Genomic DNA, 21,228 nt, shown 5'->3' with positions numbered 1-21,228 from the left:
TGGGTCGGCGCGCACAATCGATCTACGACCGCTTGATCATTCCCCCCGCCGCGCCACGATGAAAGGCACTTTGCCAACATCAGCGCGTTTCGCACACCGATATACGGCCAAGGGGCGACGACGACGTGTTCACCTTATGCCCAGCGCATCCGGGGCGACGTCGAACACTACAGAAGCGTTCTCAACCTGCTGAGGATCGGAACGACCACTTCTCCGATGTGGTGTCACGAGTTTCGTGGCGGCCGTCTGGTCGTTGAAGCGGAATACCAACTGTAGTTCGGTGATTGTGGTGGTCCACTTGTATCGCGTGAGTTCGGTGCGCGGATCTCGAAGTTCGGAGAAGTGGTGACTGTTCTCTGTCAGAATCCGGCTTCATCGAGATCCATCGCGGTCAGATCCGTGCCTGACACCACTGCCAGTTCGGCGGTGACGTGGGGAAGGACGGAGTGGGCGAAGAACGAGGCTACTGCGACCTTGCCGGCATAGAACGGGGTGTCCTGTCCGGTTTCGATTGCGGTGAGGGCGGTTTCGGCGGCGACGATGAGGCGCCATGCCACCAGCAGGTCGCCGACGGCGAGCAGGAATCGGACGGAGTTCAGGCCGATTCTGTAAAGCTCGCGTGGTTGTTCGGCGGCGTCCAGGAGATGGGTGGTGAGTTTGCCGATGATCTCTTGTACGTCCTCGAGGGCGTGGCTGAGCAGTATCTTCTCGTTCTTCAGCCGCCCGTGGTCGGAGTCGGATCCGACGGTGGCGTGGACCTGGCCGAGGACGTGCGTCAGGGCGATGCCGTTGTCGCGGGCAATCTTTCGGAAGAAGAAGTCCTGGGCCTGGATCGCGGTGGTGCCTTCGTAGAGGGAGTCGATCTTGGCGTCGCGAATGTACTGCTCGATCGGATAGTCCTGCAGAAATCCGGAACCACCGAAGATTTGCAGAGATTCGGTGAGGTACTGGTAGGCGCGTTCGGAGCCGACGCCTTTGACGATGGGCAAGAGGAGGTCGTTGACGCGGGCGGCGAGGTCGGCGTCGGCGCCGGAGATGTGGCGGGCGACGGCGGGATCCTGGTGGCCGGCGGCATAGAGGTAGATCGATCGCAATCCCTCGGCGTAGGCCTTCTGCATCATCAGAGAGCGGCGTACATCGGCGTGATGGATGATGGTTACCTTCGGTGCCGTCTTGTCCGTGGCTCGGGCCGCGTCGGTGCCTTGGACTCTGGTTTTCGCGTAGTCGAGCGCGTTGAGGTAGCCGGTCGACAGTGTCGCGATGGCTTTGGTGCCGACCATCATTCGTGCTTCTTCGATGATCTTGAACATCTGGGCGATGCCACTGTGGACCTCGCCGACCAGGTAGCCGACCGCGGGGATATCGTATCCGCCGAAGGTCACTTCACAGGTAGCCGACGCCTTGAGTCCCATTTTGTGCTCGACGTTGGTGACGAAGACGCCGTTGCGTGCGCCGGGTTCGCAGGTGTCGTGGTCGAAGTGGAATTTGGGGACGAGGAACAGGCTCAGTCCCTTGGTGCCGGGCGCGGCGCCCTGGGGCCGGGCCAGCACCAGATGCATGATGTTCTCGAAAAGGTCGTCGGAGTCGGCCGAGGTGATGAAGCGCTTGACGCCCTCGAGATGCCAGGAGCCGTCGGGCTGTTCGGTCGCTGTGGTGCGGCCCGCCCCGACATCGGAGCCGGCGTCGGGTTCGGTCAGCACCATCGTCGCGCCCCAGTTGCGCTCAACAGCTTTCGCTGCCCATCGCCGCTGTTGTTCGGTGCCGATGTCGGCGAGTACGTTCGCCGTCAAGGGACCACTCAGGTACATGTAGGCCGCGGGCTGGGCGCCGAGGACCTGTTCTCTGATCGCCCAGTTCAGCATCGACGGTGCGGGCACACCACCGACTGTCTCGCTTTGGGCGATCCGCCACCACTGCGCGTCCTGCCACGCCCGGACTGCCCGCTTGAACGGTTCCGGGATGCGTACCGAGTGCGACTCCCGGTCGAAAACCGGTGGGTTACGGTCGGTTTCGGCAAAAGGCTCTGCTACCGGCCCCTCGGCCAGACGGGCGGCCTCGGCCAGCATCGTCCGCACGGTCTCGCTGTCCAGTTCGCCGAAGGCCCCGGAATCCAGTACGGCGTCGAGGCCGTAGACCTCGAGCAGGTTGAACTCCAGATCGCGGACGTTGCTCTTGTAATGGCCCACCGGACCCTCACCTCTCGATCGGCCCGCCACGGTCGGGCGGGAGAAACACTTGCGGCGCAGTCGTGCTCTATCGCGCCGGAAATCGGCATGTGCATGGCGCACGACGTCTTCCGTGCGGCCATCGGCAATGTGCGGGAGGCCGTCCGTGCCGGCATGACCGAGCCCGGCGGACGCTGGCGGGCGTCGGCGAGGGCGGGCCTCCGTACACGAATGGCGCTTCCCTGATAAATTAACTGTCATGACGGTAAATCAAGTCGGGCGGCCGAGCAAGGCGAAGGAACGGATTCCGGAGATACTCGAAGCCGCATACGCCGTCGTCGTGCGGGACGGCCTGGCCGGTGTCACCTTTTCGAAGGTCGCCGAAGCCGCCGGTCTGCAACGCACGCTGGTGTTGCACTACTTCGGATCTCGCGACGAGTTGATCGGCGCGTTCATCGATCACGTCGTCGGTGCGATGGGTACCGAGATCGTGCGCCGTCATGCTGATCTACCGCTGCGGCAGCGTGTCACGGCGGCCTACGCTCCCGGCGCCTACCGCAGCCGCGACGACATGGTGGTGTGGGCCGAGTTGGTGGCCTTGAGCGCCAGGGATCCGGCGGTGCGCCGGCGCCTGCACGACCTGTGGACCGAGCGTTGGCTGCCCGAGTTGGAAGCTGCGTTGGCCGAACGCTATCCCGAAGTGTCCGGCGAGGATGTCTCGGCCGCGGCATACGCGCTGGTGTGCCTGTTCGAAGCGCACTGGGCGTTGGACATTCAGGACGTCGTCGACGAGCGCCGACAGCGCCACGTCGAACGTGCGGCGATGGTAATCCTCGACAGTCTCGGGGCGCCCGGCGGCTCCGGCCGAGACCGCGGTGAGCCGTGACGGCTACGGCACCGACCGCATACGACAAGACGAGTCCGATGGATGGCGCAGATGACATCGCCGGTATCGATCCGGCGGTGGTGGTGCGCTGGCTGGTCGATCTCGGCGTGGAACACGCGGCTCCGTTGCGGTGTCGCCGGATCGGCCTCGGGCAGTCGAATCTCACCTATCGGATCACCGATGCGGTAGGCCGGGCCTGGGTGCTGCGCCGGCCGCCACGCGGGCGCCCGGGAGCGTCGGCCCACGGTGTGGTGGGCGAGGCTCGGATCATCTCCGCGCTGACGGACACCGGTGTCGCCGTGCCTCGAATCATCGGCGTGACAACCCGTCACGGCGAACCGCTGGTGCTGATGGAATTCGTCGAAGGGCTGGTCGTGGACAGGATGAACGCGGCCGAGGCGCTGACGCATCGACAACGCCACGGTATCGCTCTATCGATGCCGCGAACTCTCGCCAAGATAGCGGCCGTCGATCTCACGCGGGTGGGCCTGCAGAATCTGGCGAGCAAGCAACCCTATGTTCATCACCAACTGGCATGGTGGTCCGCGCAATGGGAACGGTCCAAGAGGCGTGAGGTCCCGCTGTTGGACGCGCTCACGCGTCGGCTGGTCGCCGCTGCGCCCGAGCAACACGAGGCCGGCCTGGTGCACGGTGACTTCCACTTCCCCAACGTGATCTTCTCCAGAACCACCGGAGAAGTCGCGGCGGTAGTGGACTGGGAACTATCGGATGGGGGTGACCCGGTGGCGGATATGGGCGCCCTGCTCACCTACTGGCCCGAACCGGGAGAGACCATGGGCGGCGACTTCGAGCCGTCGACATTGGCGGGGTTTCCTACGCGAGCTGAGATCGCACGGGTGTATTTGGACGAGACCGGGCGCGACCCGGCCGTGTTGCAGTACTGGCATGCGTTCGGGTTGTGGAAGCTCGCGATCATCGGCGAAGGAGTGCTGGGCGGCGCGATCAACGACCCGTGGAACATGGCGGGCCAGGCGACGCGAACATTCGATCCCATCGATGTCCTCGTCGAGAAGGCCTGGAGTATAGCCGATTCGATAGGGGTCGACACGTATGCAGATTGTTGACTGCTGTCTGATCGCAGGCGGGTGGCGATGAACCGGTTCGACGCGGACATGCTGGAATTCGCTTGCGCCTGGGTACCGTACGGCGGCAACGACGAGGAAGCGTTCATCCGGTTCGGGCTGCGGCCGAAAGAGTTCCACGTCCGGTTGCTGCGGTTACTTCGCACCCCAGCCGCCCGCGTACTCGGTGGATCGACCCTCGGGGCGTTGCGCGAACAGTGCCGTGAACGGCTGGCGCGCTCCAGTGTCGAGACGTCGTGACAACGAAGCTCGGGCATCGTCGGCAGCATCGAACGGCGAGATAATCGCGATGTGACGAGTGCGTCGTGTGCGCGGGGGCTGATCGTTGTGCGCGGTCGAAATGATACGATTTCGAATTGTGTTCGAAAAACAGTCGGCATCGGTTCCGTCAGCGACACGTACAGCGCCGGTGCAGCGTCGCAGTGTCGAGCGTGTGCGGACCATTCTCGATGTCGCCGACGTTCTGTTCGGCGAAAATGGGTATGAAGCCACCACTTTGAAGGCGGTCAGTGAACGGTCCGGTATTCCGATCACGTCCATTTATCACTACTTCGTCGACCGCAATCAGTTGGAAATCGCGCTCTTGCAAAGGCATTTGACGCAGCTCGAGGAGCGGCTCGGCGCCGTCTGGAGTGGTAGGTCCGCGCCCCGCAGCCTGCGCAAGGCGATCGACGTCATGATCGACGGCTACCTGAGCTATTTCCGCGGGCACCCGGGTTTCGTCGAACTCTGGTTTTCCGGCCGCAATCCGGCGATCAGCGATCTGGCGCTGGCATTCGACAGAAAACAGGCGGAGCAACTTCGAGGTCTGGTATTCGAGAAGAAATGGCTGCGGGCGGATACGCCACCGCTCGCTCTGGACCTCGTTTTCGAGGCGGGTAACCGCTTGTTCGATGTCGCGTTCCGGCAGTCCCGAACCGGCGACGACGCTGTTGTGAAAGAGGCGCGGCGTTTTATCGACGCGTATCTCGAAACGTACGTGTAATCGTAGAAGAGCGTGGCGCAGACTTCGTCGACCGCACGCTCGGCCGCGCGGATCGCGCCTTCGAGGTAGCCCTCGAATTCCGGTGCTGCTTCGGTGCCCGTCCAGTGGATATTGCGCACCTGCTTGGGGGTGGCGTTGGTGTAGTTGGTCATCACCCCTGGTGCGCGGGTGCTGACGCATCCGGTGATTCAGGTTCATCGCTCCAGCTCTGCTCGAGGAATCGGATGCGTTGCCCGGCTTCGAGTCCGAAGAGGGTGGTCAGTTCGGCCAGGAATGCGGCGCGGCGTGCGGAAGGGTCGTCGAGGATGTCGTCGCTCCAGGTGAAGCCGGGCCCAGCCCCCTCGCTATTCGTTCGAGCCGCAGCTGTGTCTGCGCGAAGTTCATGGGCGCAATGGCGGGACTGTGCCGGTGTGGGTGCGGCGCTTGGCGTTGCGCAGGTAGATCGTCTTGCCCGCCGTGTAGGTAGGGAAGGTCGACAGGCCGAGTTCATCGATCAGCGAGAACGTCCGCGTATGCAGAGCGCCGATCCGCTGCCCGCCGCCTTCGGTGATCACCCCGTCGGCGACATCGAGAGTGAGCGTGCGACCTCCGACACGGTCGCCGGCCTCGAGCACCCGCACCGAGAGCCCTCGTCGGCTCAACCGTAACGCTGCCGTGAGTCCGGAGAGCCCGGTACCCACGACGCTACGTCTACGTCTCGGCGATTGCCTGCCATGACCTTCTCCGTTCCGGGCTGTCATCCATCGCCGGGCTGCTGAGGTTATGCGAGGCCAAAAACCGAATCAAATTCGATTTTAGTTACCGATTCTAGCCTCGCCAACGGATGTAGCTGCGGGCGCCTTGGTCGCGAACGGGCGAACGATAGAAACAATAATTTACCTGTTAGTAACGGAATTTGAGGTTGTCCACACCGGGTTGCCCAAGGCTCGCCAGGTGGCGGATATCGCGAGTATGGAGGCGTTGACAACCTCATCCGATCGCCATAAAGTCGAATTGAATTCGAAATTGAAGTGTCGTCGGCGGTCGCTGACACGCCGACAGAACCCATATGCGTCGCCATGAGCAGGCGTGAGCAAGAGGATGGAGAGGGCCATGGCCCACAACAGCAACACGAGACGGGTCGTGTTCATCGGCGCCGCGGGCGAGATGTGCCGGTTGGCGATCGAACGCTTCGCCGTCGCGGGCGGCGACTGGCAGCTCGCGCTCTATGACCTGCGGGCCGAGCTGCTCGAGCCACTGCTGGAAAAGCTGCCGGCAGGGACGGCTACCGCCGCGCGGCTGGACCTGTACGACCCGCGGGGGCTTCGTGCCGCCATCGACGGGGCCGCGCTGGTCGTGCTCGGGGCCGGACCGTACAACCGCACCGCGGGTCCCGTGCTGGAAGCGTGTCTCGAGGCGAAGGTGCCGTATCTCGATTTCGATGACGACATCGAGAGCACCGTGCACGCCCTGTCGCTGCACGAACGGGCCGAAGCAGCCGGGGTGCCGATGTACATCGGCTGCGGTTTGTCACCGGGCATGACCAACGTCCTGGCCGCCGACGCGGCCGCCGAACTCGACGTCGTCGAAAACATCGACCTGTATTGGGTCATCGGCGACGAGCGCGGAGCCATCGGCCGCGCGGTCCTCGACCATATGCTGCGAGTCGCGGCCGGTCCGTGCCTGACATGGGAAAACGGCGGACCCGCGATGCATCAGTCCTGGGTGCAGACCCGCTGGACCGAATTGGGCGCCGGACTGGGGCTGACCCTGATGCACGAGACCGCCCACCCGGAGCCGGTGACACTGCCACGAAAGTACCCGGATGCCAAGAATATTCGTTGTTTCGGCGGACTGGATCCAGCTCCCTACAACGGGCTCGTTCGCGGTCTGGGTCTGGCCGTGCAGAAGGGCAAGATCTCGATGGAAGACGCGATCGACTTCGCGGAGGCGGTGCTGACAGGCGGGTTCGGCAGCGTAGCCGGCTGGCGCCACGCCTTATCGGGAGTGGGGAATCTCGTGCGCACCGGAGAGGCGACGCGCACCGAACTGGTCAAGTTCCTCGCCCTGGCGGCAGTCAACCACACCTTCCCTCACAAGTCCGCCGTGAAGGTCGAGGTCACCGGCCTCCGCAACGGCCTGCCCCACGTGGTCAGCCGCCGCACCCCGGTGAGCGGCCCCGGCACCTACCTGTTCACCGATATGGCCGCAGCGACCGGAACCTGCTGTGCCGCATTCATGGTCGTGGCACTCGACGCCGAACCCGGAACCCGCGCAGGAGTTTTCACGCCCGAAGACTGGGCCGCCCCGGAGGACTTCTACAAAGCCCTGGAACGCGTCGGCACGCCGCGCAACGAGATCCTCGACGTCACGCACTGACAGTCGGGTATCGCGGATATCGGCTCTCGCCGTAGCCGGCGGTGAGGTCGACGCAGCGAGTCCGGTGCGGCTAAGAAAAGACCTCACCTCGAGGACATCGACCATCGGCATCGGCTCAACGCTGTCCGACTCACCCGGTCGCCGACGACGTTTTCGCATTCAGCGCGACAAAGCTGGTGTCGCCTGGCTGGACCTTCTTCTGGTCAGGCCTCGCGTGCTTCCTTGGCCTCGCGCGCGCCGCGCTTGATGTCAACGTTTTCGTTCGCTCAGCTCGGCGGTGCGTCGCGCTGCGATTCAGGTTGCGCTGTGGCTGCTGGCCCATGCCGCGATCTGGGCGCGGGAGGTGAAGCCGAGTTTGGTCAGAATATGTTCCACGTGTCCTTCGGCGGTGCGTTGTGAGATCACCAGTCGAGCGGCGATCGCCTTGTTGGTCAGACCTTCGGCGACGAGGTCTGCGACCTGGCGCTCGCGCCTGGTCAATGGTGCCGGTGGCGTTGCCGATGGGGTAGTCGACGAGTTCTCGTTCAGGGCGAAGGCCACCGCGGTGTGAAGGTTCATCGCGGTGCCTTCCTGGCGGGCGGCCTCGAATGCTCGGGCGCCCAGCGCTGTTCGGGCGGCTCGCTCGGCCTGTTCGCGATGGATCTGCAAGTCCGAGAGTATGAAGGCGGAGATTCCGGCGGCGTGTCCCAATGTGTCGGCGGCGCCCATCAGAACCGTCGCGCGGCGGTAATGGTGCTGCTGTGCTGCTGTCCAGGCCAGGGTTTCCGAGCACACCGCCGCGACGAGGGGGTCGTTCACCTGGCGCGCGGCCTGGATTCCGGCTTGGAGCATGTGTGTGGCCGCGCCGATATCGCCTTGTCGCCATAGGGCAAAACCCGCGGCCAACATCGCCCATGATCGGAGCATCACTTCGCCGGCTGAATCGGTGACAGCCAGTGCCTGCTCGAGCGGCGGAAGTGCGCGATCGCTGTCGCCCCGAAGGGCATAACTCCACCCGAGGGAGATCTGGGCATCGAGCTGCAAGCCGGGCTCACCGAGTGTGGTGTACAGGGCGACCGCTTCGGTCAGAAGGTCGCTCGCACGCCGGAGCTCGACGTCGCCGCCGGCAAGACAGATATTGGCTTCTGCATGGGAGACCAGCGCCTTGGCCAGCGGATCCGCTGTATCGTCGGCTAGATTCGCGAGTTCCCGTAGCTTTACCGAAGCAGTCTGCATGTCTTCCTGTAGCCCGGCCATCGAGCTGGCGACGAACAACGCCTTGGCCCGGTGTATGGGCGAGGATCGAATGGGCTGGGCGAGTTCGCGTTCCAGCCAGCGGCGGCCTTCGCTGAGCCGGCCACCCAATGCCCAGAACAGATAGAGCGTGCTCGCAATGTGCGCAGCGCCCTCGTTCGGCTCGGAAAGGGTGAACTCCAATGCTTTTCGCAGATTCGGAAGCTCGCGTTCCAGTCGCGCGATCCACGCCGGTTGGTGCGGGCCGATCCACTCCTGCTCGGCGTTGAGGGCCATCTGCTCGCACCACTCACGATGGCGCCGGGCAGTCTCCGAGTAGGTGCCGCGTGCTTCGGCCATCTGCCGGCCGTACTGCTGGACGGTGTCGAGCATCCGGAACCGGACACCATCGTCGGTCTCGTCGCGGAGCAGGATCGACTTGTCCACCAGGGCGGCCACCGCGTCGAGCAACTCCGCGTCGTCGAGGTCGCTTTCGCAGACGTGTTCGGCGGCGTCGAGTTCGAATCCACCGGCGAAAACCGAAAGCTGCTCCCAGAGGTGTTGCTCGGTTGTCGTGCAGAGGTCGTAGCTCCAGGCGATGCACCATTGCAGGGTTTGCTGTCGCTTCGGTGCGCCGCGGCTGCCGCGGGTCAGTAATGCGAATCGGTCGTCGAGACGGGAGTCGATCTGGTCGAGTGACATCGTGCGCAGCCGTGCGGCGGCCAGTTCGATCGCCAACGGCAGGCCGTCGAGCCGGGCGCAGATGCGGGTGACGGTGGAGCGATTGCGTTCGGTCACCGCGAATCCCGGCACGGCCGCGGCGGCTCGTTCGGCGAACAGGGTGACCGCGTCGTCGCGAGCGGACCGCCTACCGGCCGGGCCTGGAATACCAAGGGGTGCAACGGCATACACCGATTCGGCGCCGATGCCCAGGGCCTCGCGGCTGGTCGCCATGATTCTCACGCCCGGGCAGGTTCGCAGCAGCGACTCGGTCAGTTTCGCGGCCTCGTCGATGACGTGTTCGCAGTTGTCGAGTACCAGCAGGAGGTCTTTGCTGCCCAGGTATCGGATGAGGACGTCGAGTGTTCGGCCGGCACCGCGGTTCTGCAGGCCGAGGGCGGCGGCGACGTTCTCGGCCACCAGCGCCGGGTCGCGGAGCTCGCTCAGCTCGACCAGCCACACACCGTCGGTGAAATCCGGTGTGAGTTTGTGGGCGACTCGCAGGGCGAGCCGGGATTTGCCGACACCGCCGATCCCGGTCAGGGTCACAAGACGAGCCCCTGCCAGCAGATTCTTGACCTCGGCTACCTGGATGCGGCGATCGACGAAGCTGGTCAATTCCAGCGGCAGGTTCCCGGCGGTGGTCCCCGCTGCGACCGGTGGTGGCCTGTGCTCGGCGTCCGAGGGATGCTGAACGGGCATCTCGTCGACGGCGAAGCCGTGATCGTGCTCTACACGGCGGAGTTGTTCGCCGATCATCTCGGCGGTGGGCCGGTGGGAGGGATCACGGGACATCGCTGCCTCGATCACCGCGCACACGTCGTCGGGGTAACCTCGTTCCCGCAGGTCGGGGACGGGTTGCTCGGTGATGCGCAGGAACTGCGCGACGACCTGCTCGCCGCTGCGGCGTTCGAAGGCCGCGTGTCCGGTCAGCGCGGCGAACAAGGTGGCGCCCAGTCCGTAGACGTCGGAGGCTCGGCTCGCGGCGCCGGTACTGATCACCTCGGGTGCGGTGAACGCCGGGGACCCGGTGATCGTGCCGGCCGAGGTCTCGAATCCGCCGGTGATGTGGGCGATGCCGAAGTCGGTCAGCGCGGGTTCGTCGTAGTCGGTGATCAGGATGTTGCTCGGCTTGATATCGCGGTGCAGCACATCGGCGCGATGCGCGGTCGCCAGCGCACCGGCGATCTTCACGCCCAGACGCAGCACCTGCGGCAGCGGCAACGGGCCGTCGCGACGAATGCGGTCATCGAGCGAACCACGCGCGTAATAGGGCATCACCAGGTACGGGCGACCGGCGGAGGTTTCGCCGACTTCGAGCATCCCCGCGATATTGGGATGGCCGGTCAGCCGCCCCATGGCCCGTTGCTCGCGAAGGAAGCGCTCCCGATTCTCGTCGAGTTCGCCGGTCAGCACCTTGACCGCGACGGTGCGCTCGACGGCGAGCTGGGTGCACCGATACACCTGCCCGAAACCACCCCGCCCGATCTCTTCCGCCTCCGCGAAACCCGCAGCGTCGAGCTCCGTGACGACATCGACACCATCACGCTGAGTCTTGAACGGATCGCTCTCGACCATCGGCTACCCGTCAGATTGCCGGCAGGTAGATCCAGACTATCGCCGCCGACGACGTCGGAGGAGACCGTCCGATTTCCGGCTGCCGCCCGGCCACTTCGGTTCACCACTGAGTATGGGGAGCTGAGCCGGTCATCCACGCGACTCGCACACCCGAGCGGCTGACGATGTGGATCCTGCTGAAAGACGCCACTGTCGCGGCCACCGCCACGGTCGAGCCGCTCCCTGCGCAAGCTGTCGATCCCAGCGAGTCGTAATCGGCCGTCGGCGCAGGTCCGCCGACCTTCGATACACCGCATTCGGCACCGTCCTCGGTCCCGGGGGGGTGTCGACATCGCCGCTGACGGTTGCCGTCCCTGTGAGTCCGCCACCGATCATTGCGACGAAGCGGGTGAGTTCTGGAGTCGGTGGCGATCGGAGGTCTGTGGGCGGATTGCCCCCAGTGCCGAATATGTCGCATTTCACACCCGTCTGCGGTGCAATCTGTCGCATACGTCCGAACAGATGGTGCAGGTCGGCGTAGCGATCGACGTTCCCGCTGCGCGACCCTGATCTCCGCACGAGATACAGATCACATTTCAAGGAGACGGGCCATGGCTATCCGAGACCTACTATTCCTGGCCACGGACATATGGATGATCGCCACCGGGCTGACCTATGGGGTCCGATTCATTCGAAATTATCGGAACTATCTCATCGGACTCGAGTGGCTCGTCATGGCGACATCGGGGACCAATTTCCTGATCTACAGCATGACAAAAGCGGGCCCCGGCTCTCCGATGTATCACGTTGCCTTCTTCTTCGACGCGTTCTCGCGCTCGATCGGATTCACATTGATTCTGGTCCTGGGGTTGCTGGTGGTGACCCACGGGTACAAGCCTTCGGTCGGTGTCGAGGTGGGGGCCTTCGCCTTGGCCGCGGTGCTCGGGTTCGTGCTGTCGGAGTTCGCCGAACAGATCGGTACGCCGGGCAAGGTGTTCTTCCTGATCACCGCCCTCGCGACCTCCGGCTTCCTGTGCTATTTCGGATGGCGACTCTGGGAGTTCGGCGAGCGCGCCCATGCCGCGTGGGTGGCCGTCACCGTCGCGCTGAACGTGGTCGTCGCGTCGATCTACGACTTCTGGCGAATCCCCGGCGACGACGCCAACCACACCCTCTTCTACAGCCTGGCGCTATTCGCCTGGGGTTTGGCGATGCTCGTCATCTACCGGGCGTACGCCGCCTTCGATGCCCACAACCAGCGGTTCGACACGTCCGGCCGCCGCCCGATCGCGGTGGACCGCGACGACCACTCCGCGCTGCGTCGAGCACCGAAGTGAGAAAGAAGCCTGACCATGACCGAAACCCAAGTCGAATCGAAACAATCTGCAGCAGAGCAACTTTCGCTCTGGCGCAAGTCCTTGCTCATTGGTCTCGGCGCTCTCATGGTCGTCGTTACCAACGCGGTCATCTTCGTCCTTCCACCGCTGCTGCCCATGATCCAGGCCCACTACGGCCTGCAATCGGTGGCCGCCGCGACGTGGCTCTACACATTGCTGACACTAGGGGGCGGTGCAGGTTTCATTCTGCTGCCGAGACTGGCCGACCTGTACGGTGATCGCATCGCGACAGTGGTCGCCGCCGCGCTGATGGCCGGCGGAGCGCTCGTCCCTGTCATCGCACGCTCCTATCCCGCACTCCTGATCGGGTGCGTACTCATGGGCGTCGGCGGCGCGGCCCAACTCCTGCCGCTCGGGTTCCTCCGCCGCGGTCTGGGCGAGAATCACGCCACAGTCGGTGTGGCGGTGCTTGTCATCGCCACCGGCGTCGGCATTGTCGTCGGTATGATCGGCGGCGGGTTCATCGTCGAGAACTTGTCGCTACGGAGCTTTTTCGTGATTCTCACGGCCATCTGCGCGGCACTGACTTTCGGCTCGGTGGTGGTCATTCCACACAACCCGCCCGCCGAGCGGTCAGGACGTATCGGCGTCGTCGGCACGGTGTGGATGATCGGCTGGGTCGCGGCAATCCTGCTGACCCTGACGCAAGGACTGGTGTGGGGTAGCGCGGCGTTGATTCCGTTGGTCGTCGGGATCGCCGGCGCCGCCGGATGGTTGCGCACGCAGCGCCGGTCCGCGAACGCCGTATTCGATGTGGCACTGATGAAGGCCACGCTGGTCAGCGCATCATGCGTGTGCATCGCGCTGTTCGCCGCGGTCAACGCCGCTTTCCTGCTACTGGTCAGCACGTACACGCAGATCATTCCTGCCGCGCTGCGTCCGGCCGACGCCTACGGGCTGGGCCTCAGCGCACTGCAGACCGGCTGGCTCATGGTTCCGTTCGCGGTCACCTTCCTCGTCGGCGGTGCTCTGGTCGATCGGCTCGTCACCAACGGGCGCGCCGTGCCTGTCTTCGTCGCCGGGGCCCTCATCAGCGCGGCCGGGCTTGCCTGGCTGGCTGTGGCTCACAACCAGCAGTGGCATTACCTCGTCGGCGCCGCCGCAATGGGACTCGGTTGCAGCGTCGGCTACTCGGCGGGCTTCACCACGGTACAGATGGCGGTGCCACAGGAGAAGGCAGGAATGGCCTCGGGTGTCGCCGGCACTTTCATGGCCGTTGGATTCGCTTTCGGCACGGCGCTGGTCAGCGGCGACCTGAGTGTCTCCGTGGTCCAGATTCCCGGTACGCATCTCGAGGTCGCGGCCGAGAGCCTGTACGGCATCGGCTACTGGCTGTCGGCCGTCCTCGCGATCGCCGTACTCGCGACTCTCGTGATCTCGCGAGCGCGGGGCGGCCGTCGCCTCGATACCGGCGCGGCGATCGCGTAAACAGCTCGGTACCAACACCGTTCGCCGGCAACGACTACTCGGGAACGGATCGACGAGTACCGAGAACATCGAACACACCACCTTCACCGGAGTGAGCTGTCCGCTGACGTTCGCCCGCCGATGGCCGACGATCTGAATTGTCAAGTCGCGGTCATCGGCGGGCGACTCTTTCCTCGAACCGAAACGTCGTGCGCAACAAATCTGCCGCCCCAATCCATTGGAATGAAAGGAACAATCAACCGATGAAACGGACGATTGTCAAAGCAATGACCGTTACGGCTATGACCGCGGCCGCGGTCTCGCTCGGCACCGAAGCGGCTGGCGCCGCACCCGCGAACCCTGTTGGCCCACCGGCGTCTGTGGAGCTCGCACCGAGCATCCGGTACGCGGGCGATGGAGCCACCGCCGCCGCCGCAAACGCGACCCCGTTCGGCGTGGTTGAGGCTGTGGGCGGCCAGGTTTCTGTCGCGGATGCCGAGAGACAGACGGTGTTCGGCAATCCGGATGCCGTAGCCCCACAGCCTTCGGCCGGCGGCAAGGTCGACACCGCCCGGCCCGATACGATCAACGCCGACACGCCGAAGTCTGCGGCCGACAAGAACGCCGACATTCAGACCGCGCTCGGCACGGTCGCTACCAGCTTCGGCCTCGCGGCCGGTGCCGGGGCCATGGCCGGCGGCGTCGGCGGCGCGGTCATCGGCTGCGCGGTCCCGGGGCTTGTCGGCATCGCGGTCACCGCTGGAGTCTTGAGTATCCCGGCCTGTCTCGCCGGTGCCGCCACTCTCGGCGGACTCGGCGCCATCGTCGGCGGCGCCGTGGTCGGGGCGCCCGTTGGAATCGCTACCGGCATCCAGCAGTACCAGCAGCTACAAGCCAACGGAGACCTCTGATCACGATCTGATCGATCGGGCCGAATGAGCGCGGTGGGGTAAGGCTCCTGGGCCGTACTCCCGAGGATCGAACACTCGGTCGTGTCGGCTCTGACACGACCGAGTGTTCGAGTGATGTGCGAGAGGGGACCGCCCGCTGCGTCACGGCTATACCGTCCACTGAAGCACCACCGACCGCGTACAGGTCGGTGGTGCTTCAGTGGACGGTATTCGGGAGTACAGCGATGTCGTGCGGTGAGTGAGCCGTCGCCCATGATTCGGCGGAGGCCTCGGGGCGCTGGAGCAGTGCGCCCGGTGGTCGACTGTCGCGTTTCAACTGGCCTTGTCGGCGCGCGATGTAATAGGCACGGGGGCCGGCGCACCATTCGAGGCGGCGGCGAATCCCTGGCGTGCGTTGCGCTTGCTGCCGTTGATCATGTCGTTGAACCTGTCCAGGGCCCATGCCGCGCGTAATCCGAGGCGCCCCATGATCATCGGGACCACACGGCCGAACTTCGGTTCGTCGACCCAGATGGTGCGCAGATCGTCCGGGGTGGTGCCGGTGGCGATCCGCTCCGCGATGAGCGACCCGATATACGTGGCCTGGGCGAGCCCGTGGCCGTTGCACGCCAGGCAGTAGTAGACGTCGTCGCCGATCGTCCCGGCCACTGGCAGCCAGGTCGAGGTGATCCCGATCCAGCCGCCCCACGCGCGGTCGATCGCCACGTCCGCCAGCGGCGGGAAACGCCGCGCGAACGCACTCGCGAGGTCGGCCACGACCGCCGGGTCGGGACTGCGCACGGGGAGCGGATAGCTCGCGGCAGCTTCGATTTGCCGCACGCCGAACACGATGGTGTTGCGCGCGGTGAGCCGGTAGTTCTCCATGATGTTGTGCTGGGTGATGAGCCCGGATCGGCTGGTCCAGCCGAGAGCGGCGAGCCGCTCCGGGGCGATCGGCTCGGTCTCGACCTCGGTCACCCACATCGGCGACGACAGGCGTTTCGGCGTGATATCCCACTCGCCCCCGTAGACATTCGTGGCAAGCACCACCTTCCGGGCTCGGACCACGCCGCGGGGTGTTCCGACGGTGACGGTGCCGTTGCTGTGCACGATGTCAGTGACTTTCGACTGTTCGAAGACACGTACGGTCGAGGCGAGTACCGCGTTGCGCAGGCCGCGCAGGAGTTTGCCGGGGTTCATGATTCCGCCCTGGATTTCGCGCATGCCGCCGAGGAAGCTGGGCGGGATGCCGAGTTCGTGAGCGGTGCCCTCTTCGACGTGGGCGCCAGCGCGTCGGAGGATTTTCGCGATGCGCCGGGCCCGCCCCAGTTGGCCGCGAGAGACGGCGGCGAAGACGTTGCCGGTGGCTTCGTAGTCGCAGTCGATGTCCAGGGTTTCGATCAGGTTCTCGACGTGGCCGGCGGCGTTTTCGGTGAGGCGGATAATCGCCGGCATCCGTTTGCCGAAGAACAAGTTCAGTAACTGGATGTCGCCGCCGGGCGCGCTTGCCAGTTGGCCGGCGTTGCGGGAGCTCGAGCCGTGCCCGCAGAACTCCGATTCCAGCAAGATGGTGTCCACTCCTCGCTCCGCGAGGCGGAGCGCGGTCGCCATGCCCGCGAGTCCACCGCCGACGACCGCGACGGAGCAGGTGAGGTTCTCCGTCAGCGGCGGTCGCAGGTCGGTGGGCGGATCTATCCAGCCGGTGAAAGTGGTGTAGGTCGTATTCGCAGTGGTGCTCATGCGATTTCGACTTCTCGGATGGGGGCGGCGGTCGGGACGAGCCCCGCGTCGACCCGCTCGTTGTGGACAGCGAAGGCCGCATACGACCGGTAGATGACGAGCATCACCAGACCCCACGCGAATAGCGCGAGGGTGTAGAAGAGGGTGTGGTTGGCGTCGTCGCCGGGGATTCGCCAGAAGTCGTAGATCGACGCGACGACCACGTTCAGCGCGACGGTGACGGCCACCCACGCGGCATGGGCGCGCTCGCCGAACTCCCAGAGTCGCCATCCGAAATAGCACAGGAAGCCGGAGGTCGCGAGGGCGGTGATCAGGAAGAACACCTTACCCGGGGTGCCAACCTGTTCGGCGAACTCCGACAGGACGAACCCGACGATCGCGGCCAGGGCGAAGGCGCCCACCTCCACGCGGATCGTGGGCTTGTACCTGTGAGTGACGGCCAGCAACCCGAGGACCAGGATCAGCGTGAACCCGATCGAGCGCGAGAACGCGTCCAAGAAGAAGGCGATGTGGTGCATCGGGGAATCGGTGCCCGCCCCGGTGATCCCGTAGATCAGAAAATTGGTCCCTGATGTCGCCATAATGATCCACTCGAGGCCGATCAAATAATTGTGTTGGCCGCGAATGAATTTCGCGCCGCAGATGAGCCCGATGGCGATCATCCAGATGTCCGCCGCGGCGAAGAATATGTCGCGCATGGCCGCGCCTCCTCGAGTCTGACCGTGATGTCGTGCGGCTTCCACACTGGCGTGCTCGCGATACCGCCCGCTACGCCGACGTGCAACCACGTATCGCGACGGTCGCGACACACTGCACCACCAGGCGGTGTGATCCGTACCGCAAAGGCCTGGACAGTGCACTGTGCACCACACCGTCGCGCAGGACTGGGCACCGCGCCGTAGTGCGAGAACCGCAACAGCGGGCACCGTGGAATCGCACATCGACGTGATCACCATCGAAAGGCTCCACGATGAACGCTACGAAGCAGCGACCCGAGGAATTCGACATCGTCATCATCGGTGCCGGCATCTCCGGTATCGGCGCCGCGCGCTACATCGTCGAGGCGTTCCCCGGCAAGCGTGTCGTCGTGCTCGAGGGGCGCGACAACATCGGCGGCACCTGGGACCTGTTCAAGTACCCCGGCATCCGGTCCGATTCCGATCTGCACACCTTCGGCTACGAGTTCAAGCCTTGGAATGACCGCGCTGCCATCGCGGAAGGTCCTAAGATCCTGAACTACCTGCGCGAGACGGTCGAGGAGAACGATCTGGGCGGGATCATCCGCCTCGGGCACAGCGTGCAGCGCGCCGAATGGTCGAGCGCCGACGCACGCTGGACGATCGACGTGCGCACCGCCGACGGCGACAAGTGTGTCACCGCCAACTGGATCTTCGCCGGTACCGGGTACTACCGCTACGACGAGGGCTACACCCCGCACTTCGAGGGCCGCGAGGACTTCGCCGGCGACATCATTCATCCCCAGCACTGGCCCGAGGGCTACGACTACGCCGGCAAGAAGGTCGTCGTGATCGGGAGCGGCGCGACCGCGGTGACCCTGATTCCGTCGATGCTGACCGGCGAGGGCGCCGCCGCTCACGTGACCATGCTCCAGCGCACCCCGACGTACGTCGTGCCCTGGCCGAAGGTCGATTCTCTGGCGTTGCTGTTCGCCCGGCTCTTCGGCCAACGCCGCGGTTACGCGATGACCCGGTTCACCAACATCTGGATCGATCGGGGCGTGGTCAAGTCGCTGCGCACCTTCCCCCGCCTGGGGCGCGCGGTCATCCGGCGCGTCAACAAGATGTTGCTGCCCAGGGGCTACGACGTGGACACCCACTTCAACCCACCCTACGACCCGTGGGACCAGCGCCTGTGCCTTTCCCCCGACGGCGATTTCTTCGCCGCGCTGCGCGACGGCAGCGCCTCGGTCGTCACCGACCGGATCACGCGTTTCACCGAGTCGGGGATCCAGCTCGAGTCGGGCGAGCATCTGGACGCCGACGTCATCGTCACTGCGACCGGCCTCAATGTGCGCCTGCTCGGCGGCATGGACGTGGTGGTCGACGGTGCACCGGTGAACCTGGCCGACTCCGTCGTCTACCGCGGCACCCTGCTCTCGGGCATTCCCAACCTCGCCATCGCGATCGGCTACACCACTTCGTCGTGGACGCTGAAGATCGGCATCCTGTGCCGCTACTTCTGCAACCTGCAAGCGCATATGGACGCCTTCGGTTATGACAGCGTCGTCGTCGAGGCCGATCCCGCCATGGAGACGCGCCCGGTCATGGACCTCAGCTCGGGTTATGCGCAGCGGGCCATCGCGATCAATCCGAAGCAGGGCACCGGCATGTGGCAGATGTCGATGTCCTACCCGCAGGACGCCAAGCTTTTGCGTGGCCCCCTGCTGGACGACGCGCTGCGATTCGGTTCCACCGCCGAGGAGAGCGCAGCCTCGACAGTGCGGGCGGCGGCTCATGCCTGAGCACACCGAGGACCGTTTCGCCGTCCTTCCCGGCGGCACGCGTGTCTGCTATCGAATCGAGGGCACGTTCGGCGCCCCGCCGATCCTGCTCATCGCCGGCCTCGCGGAGGACTTGACGGCGTGGTCGCAGCGGTTCGTCTCCGCCCTGGTCGCGGCCGGCTTTCAGGTCATCCGGATGGACAACCGCGACTGCGGCCGCTCCACCTACGCGAGCACTCCGCCACCGAGTACGCTCCGGCAACTGCTCGCCCGGCCCCGCCGGGACGCCTACACGCTGGCCGACATGGCGGCCGACGCGGCGCAACTGATCGAACATCTCGGCCTGGGCCCGGTGCACCTCGTCGGGCGCTCGATGGGAGGGATGATCGCGCAGACCGTCGCGGCGCGGTACCCCGAACTCACCAGTTCACTGGCCTCGTTGTACTCGACCACTGGCGATCCGAAGGTCGGTCGGCCGGCCGTGTCGACTCTGGCGCTGATGGCCGCCCCGCCGCCGCGCAACCGGGTACAGGCCGTGCGTGCGCACCTTCGCTTGACGGCGCATCTGGCGGGCGACAAGTTCCCGATCGATGAGGTCGAGGAAGCGGACCATGCCGTGCAGACGTGGAATCGCACGGCCGGCGACGGTGCGGCCGGAACCGCCCGGCAGGTTCAGGCCATCCAAGCCTCGGGTGACCGGACGGCGGAGATCGCCGGCGTCAAGGCTCCCACCGTGGTGATCAACGGCGATCGCGACCTCATCATCGCGCCTTCCGGGGGCGAGGCCACCGCGGCCGCGATACCCGGTGCGCGACACATCGTGATTTCCGGAATGGGACATCACTTGCCCGCCGCGCTCGCACCCCTCGTCGCCGACCACGTCGTCGAACACCTCGAAAGGGCATCAGCATGACCGAGCTACGCACCGCCGACATCGTCGTCGTCGGCGCCGGGGTGTCCGGGTTGACAGCGGCGCGGCGGCTGGTACAGGCCGGGCAATCGGTCGTGGTGACCGAGGCCGGTGACCGAGTCGGCGGCCGCACGATGAACCTCGACGTTGCCGACGGTGTGATCACCGAAGGCGGCGGCCAATGGGTCGGTCCGGGCCAGGACCGGGTCCTCGCGCTGATCGACGAGTTGGGGCTGGCCACCTTCGAGACGTACGTCGACGGGAAGTCGATCTACCACCGGCGTGGTCGTTCGAAGCGATACGACGGCACCATCCCGCCGCTGAGTCCGCTCGTTCTCGCCGACTTCGCCCAGTTGCAGTTGCGGTTGGAGCGGATGGCGAGAACTGTGCCGCTCGACGCGCCGTGGACCGCGCGTCGCGCCCGCTCGTGGGACGCCACGACCTTCGGGCACTGGGTCGATGCGAACGCGATGACCGCGGAGGCCAGAGAGTTGTTCTCGGTCGGCTTCTCGGTGAGCAACGCCGAGGCCCTGCACTCCACCTCGCTGCTGGTGCAGCTGGCGCGGATCCGGGGCGCCGGCGGAATCGACCACATCTTCAACATCACCGGCGGGGCGCAGGAGTCGCGGGTGGTCGGTGGCTCGGTCCGGATCGCGGAGCGCCTGGCCGAGGATCTGGGGGACGCGGTGGTGCTCGACTCGCCCGTTATCGAGATCGCGCAGAATGCCGGGGGCGTCTCGGTCCGGTCGGCGCGGGTCGACGTTCGCGCGGACCGGGTGATCGTCGCGATGTCGCCCGCGGACGCGGCCCGGATCCGTGTGACACCGGGCTTGCCCACCCGCCGCACGATGCTGCAGCGTCGCTGGTGCAGCGGCGCGGAGAGCAAACTCTTCGCCGTCTACGACCGCCCGTTCTGGCGCGAGGAGGGCCTGAACGGGCAGGCGGTTACGGACCTGCCGGTGGCCCAGTTCGTCGTCGACAACTCCCCGCCGGACGGCAGCGTCGGGATCCTGCTGGCCTTCCTCGCGACCGCTGGGGAGGGAGTCGGCCGGCCCGGGCCCGACGCGATCCTCGACGACCCCGCCGTGCGGCGCTCGGCGTTCCTCGCCGACCTGACCGTGCTGTTCGGGGCGCAAGCGGCCGATCCGATCGCGTACCTCGAGAAGGGCTGGACGCACGAGCCGTGGATCAGCGGCTGCGTCGGCTCCCGCCCTCCGGGCTCGCTGACCGAGTACACGGATGCGGATCGCCGGCCGGTCGGTCGGATCCACTGGGCCGGCACGGAGACCGCGACGGTCAATCAGGGCTATCTCGACGGCGCTGTCCGTGCTGCGGAACGCGCCGTCCGAGAGGTGCTGGACGCGGGACTCGTCAAGGTTCCGAGTCGGCCCGCGGGGTAGCCGCGTCCGTCGCCGGTCCGCGGGCGGGTCTTCCGCC

Annotated in this window: 16 protein-coding genes; 11 read left to right on the top strand and 5 right to left on the bottom strand. The window is 65.7% G+C overall.

Annotated elements, in window-relative coordinates; genetic code table 11:
* Positions 1-359: 359 nt before the first annotated feature.
* Positions 360-2,186, bottom strand: coding sequence for an acyl-CoA dehydrogenase (locus RJ03_RS34020; RefSeq protein ID WP_036511154.1), 1,827 nt, complete (start codon positions 2,184-2,186; stop codon positions 360-362).
* Between the two features lie 238 nt (positions 2,187-2,424).
* Here RJ03_RS34020 and RJ03_RS34015 point away from each other — a divergent pair, with 238 nt between their 5' ends.
* From RJ03_RS34015 to RJ03_RS34000, 4 genes are all read left to right on the top strand, one after another.
* Positions 2,425-3,051, top strand: coding sequence for a TetR/AcrR family transcriptional regulator (locus tag RJ03_RS34015; protein WP_051025642.1), 627 nt, complete (start codon positions 2,425-2,427; stop codon positions 3,049-3,051).
* 38 nt (positions 3,052-3,089) lie between these two features.
* Positions 3,090-4,136, top strand: a complete 1,047-nt coding sequence (locus RJ03_RS34010; protein ID WP_036511151.1) for a phosphotransferase family protein — start codon at positions 3,090-3,092, stop codon at positions 4,134-4,136.
* A 27-nt stretch (positions 4,137-4,163) separates the two neighbouring features.
* Complete coding sequence (locus RJ03_RS34005) at positions 4,164-4,394, top strand: DUF3263 domain-containing protein (RefSeq protein ID WP_036511148.1); 231 nt, start codon at positions 4,164-4,166, stop codon at positions 4,392-4,394.
* Positions 4,395-4,512: 118 nt separating this feature from the next.
* Entirely contained in the window at positions 4,513-5,139 is a 627-nt protein-coding gene (locus RJ03_RS34000; protein ID WP_036511145.1) for a TetR/AcrR family transcriptional regulator, read from the top strand.
* A 380-nt stretch (positions 5,140-5,519) separates the two neighbouring features.
* Here the strand turns inward: RJ03_RS34000 and RJ03_RS33995 are convergent, their stop codons facing one another.
* The gene (locus RJ03_RS33995; protein WP_157163597.1) at positions 5,520-5,819 is read right to left on the bottom strand and encodes an FAD-dependent oxidoreductase; all 300 of its coding nucleotides are present in this window, start codon (positions 5,817-5,819) and stop codon (positions 5,520-5,522) included.
* A gap of 412 nt (positions 5,820-6,231) precedes the next feature.
* Here RJ03_RS33995 and RJ03_RS33990 point away from each other — a divergent pair, with 412 nt between their 5' ends.
* On the top strand, positions 6,232-7,497 hold the full coding sequence (locus RJ03_RS33990) for a saccharopine dehydrogenase family protein (protein WP_051025650.1): 1,266 nt from the start codon (positions 6,232-6,234) through the stop codon (positions 7,495-7,497).
* Between the two features lie 294 nt (positions 7,498-7,791).
* Here RJ03_RS33990 and RJ03_RS33985 read toward each other — a convergent pair whose 3' ends face one another.
* The gene (locus RJ03_RS33985) at positions 7,792-11,007 is read right to left on the bottom strand and encodes a protein kinase domain-containing protein (protein ID WP_036511137.1); all 3,216 of its coding nucleotides are present in this window, start codon (positions 11,005-11,007) and stop codon (positions 7,792-7,794) included.
* A 590-nt stretch (positions 11,008-11,597) separates the two neighbouring features.
* Between RJ03_RS33985 and RJ03_RS33980 the strand changes: the two genes are divergently transcribed.
* From RJ03_RS33980 to RJ03_RS33970, 3 genes are all read left to right on the top strand, one after another.
* Positions 11,598-12,323: a transporter gene (locus tag RJ03_RS33980; protein ID WP_232329623.1), complete on the top strand. Its 726-nt coding sequence runs from the start codon at positions 11,598-11,600 to the stop codon at positions 12,321-12,323.
* Between the two features lie 15 nt (positions 12,324-12,338).
* On the top strand, positions 12,339-13,811 hold the full coding sequence (locus RJ03_RS33975; RefSeq protein ID WP_051025641.1) for an MFS transporter: 1,473 nt from the start codon (positions 12,339-12,341) through the stop codon (positions 13,809-13,811).
* A 281-nt stretch (positions 13,812-14,092) separates the two neighbouring features.
* Positions 14,093-14,701: a hypothetical protein gene (locus RJ03_RS33970; RefSeq protein WP_083871555.1), complete on the top strand. Its 609-nt coding sequence runs from the start codon at positions 14,093-14,095 to the stop codon at positions 14,699-14,701.
* A 312-nt stretch (positions 14,702-15,013) separates the two neighbouring features.
* On the opposite strand, the gene RJ03_RS33965 is transcribed toward RJ03_RS33970, so the two are convergent.
* Positions 15,014-16,420 carry an NAD(P)/FAD-dependent oxidoreductase gene (locus RJ03_RS33965; RefSeq protein ID WP_036511132.1) on the bottom strand — a complete coding sequence of 469 codons (1,407 nt, stop codon included), beginning with the start codon at positions 16,418-16,420 and terminating at the stop codon, positions 15,014-15,016.
* The gene (locus RJ03_RS33960) at positions 16,417-17,118 is read right to left on the bottom strand and encodes a hypothetical protein (RefSeq protein ID WP_036511129.1); all 702 of its coding nucleotides are present in this window, start codon (positions 17,116-17,118) and stop codon (positions 16,417-16,419) included. Before RJ03_RS33960 ends, RJ03_RS33965 begins: the two co-directional genes overlap by 4 nt.
* Positions 17,119-17,390: 272 nt before the next feature.
* On the opposite strand from RJ03_RS33960, the gene RJ03_RS33955 reads away from it, so the two are divergent.
* Genes RJ03_RS33955 through RJ03_RS33945 form a run of 3 tightly spaced genes read left to right on the top strand, consistent with a single transcriptional unit; the run spans position 17,391 to position 21,191 of the window.
* A complete protein-coding gene (locus RJ03_RS33955; protein ID WP_036511125.1) occupies positions 17,391-18,902 on the top strand; it encodes a flavin-containing monooxygenase in 1,512 nt (503 codons plus the stop codon).
* Positions 18,895-19,794: an alpha/beta fold hydrolase gene (locus RJ03_RS33950; RefSeq protein ID WP_036511123.1), complete on the top strand. Its 900-nt coding sequence runs from the start codon at positions 18,895-18,897 to the stop codon at positions 19,792-19,794. The genes RJ03_RS33955 and RJ03_RS33950 overlap by 8 nt, the downstream gene beginning before the upstream one ends.
* Positions 19,791-21,191, top strand: a complete 1,401-nt coding sequence (locus RJ03_RS33945) for a flavin monoamine oxidase family protein (RefSeq protein WP_036511118.1) — start codon at positions 19,791-19,793, stop codon at positions 21,189-21,191. Before RJ03_RS33950 ends, RJ03_RS33945 begins: the two co-directional genes overlap by 4 nt.
* Positions 21,192-21,228: the final 37 nt, after the last annotated feature.

Origin of the sequence: Nocardia aobensis NBRC 100429, from assembly GCF_000308375.1 — a bacterium.
Taxonomy (GTDB): Bacteria; Actinomycetota; Actinomycetes; order Mycobacteriales; family Mycobacteriaceae; genus Nocardia; species Nocardia aobensis.
The sequence above is the reverse complement of the archived record's forward strand: the minus strand, read 5'-3'. Positions and strand labels throughout refer to the sequence as shown.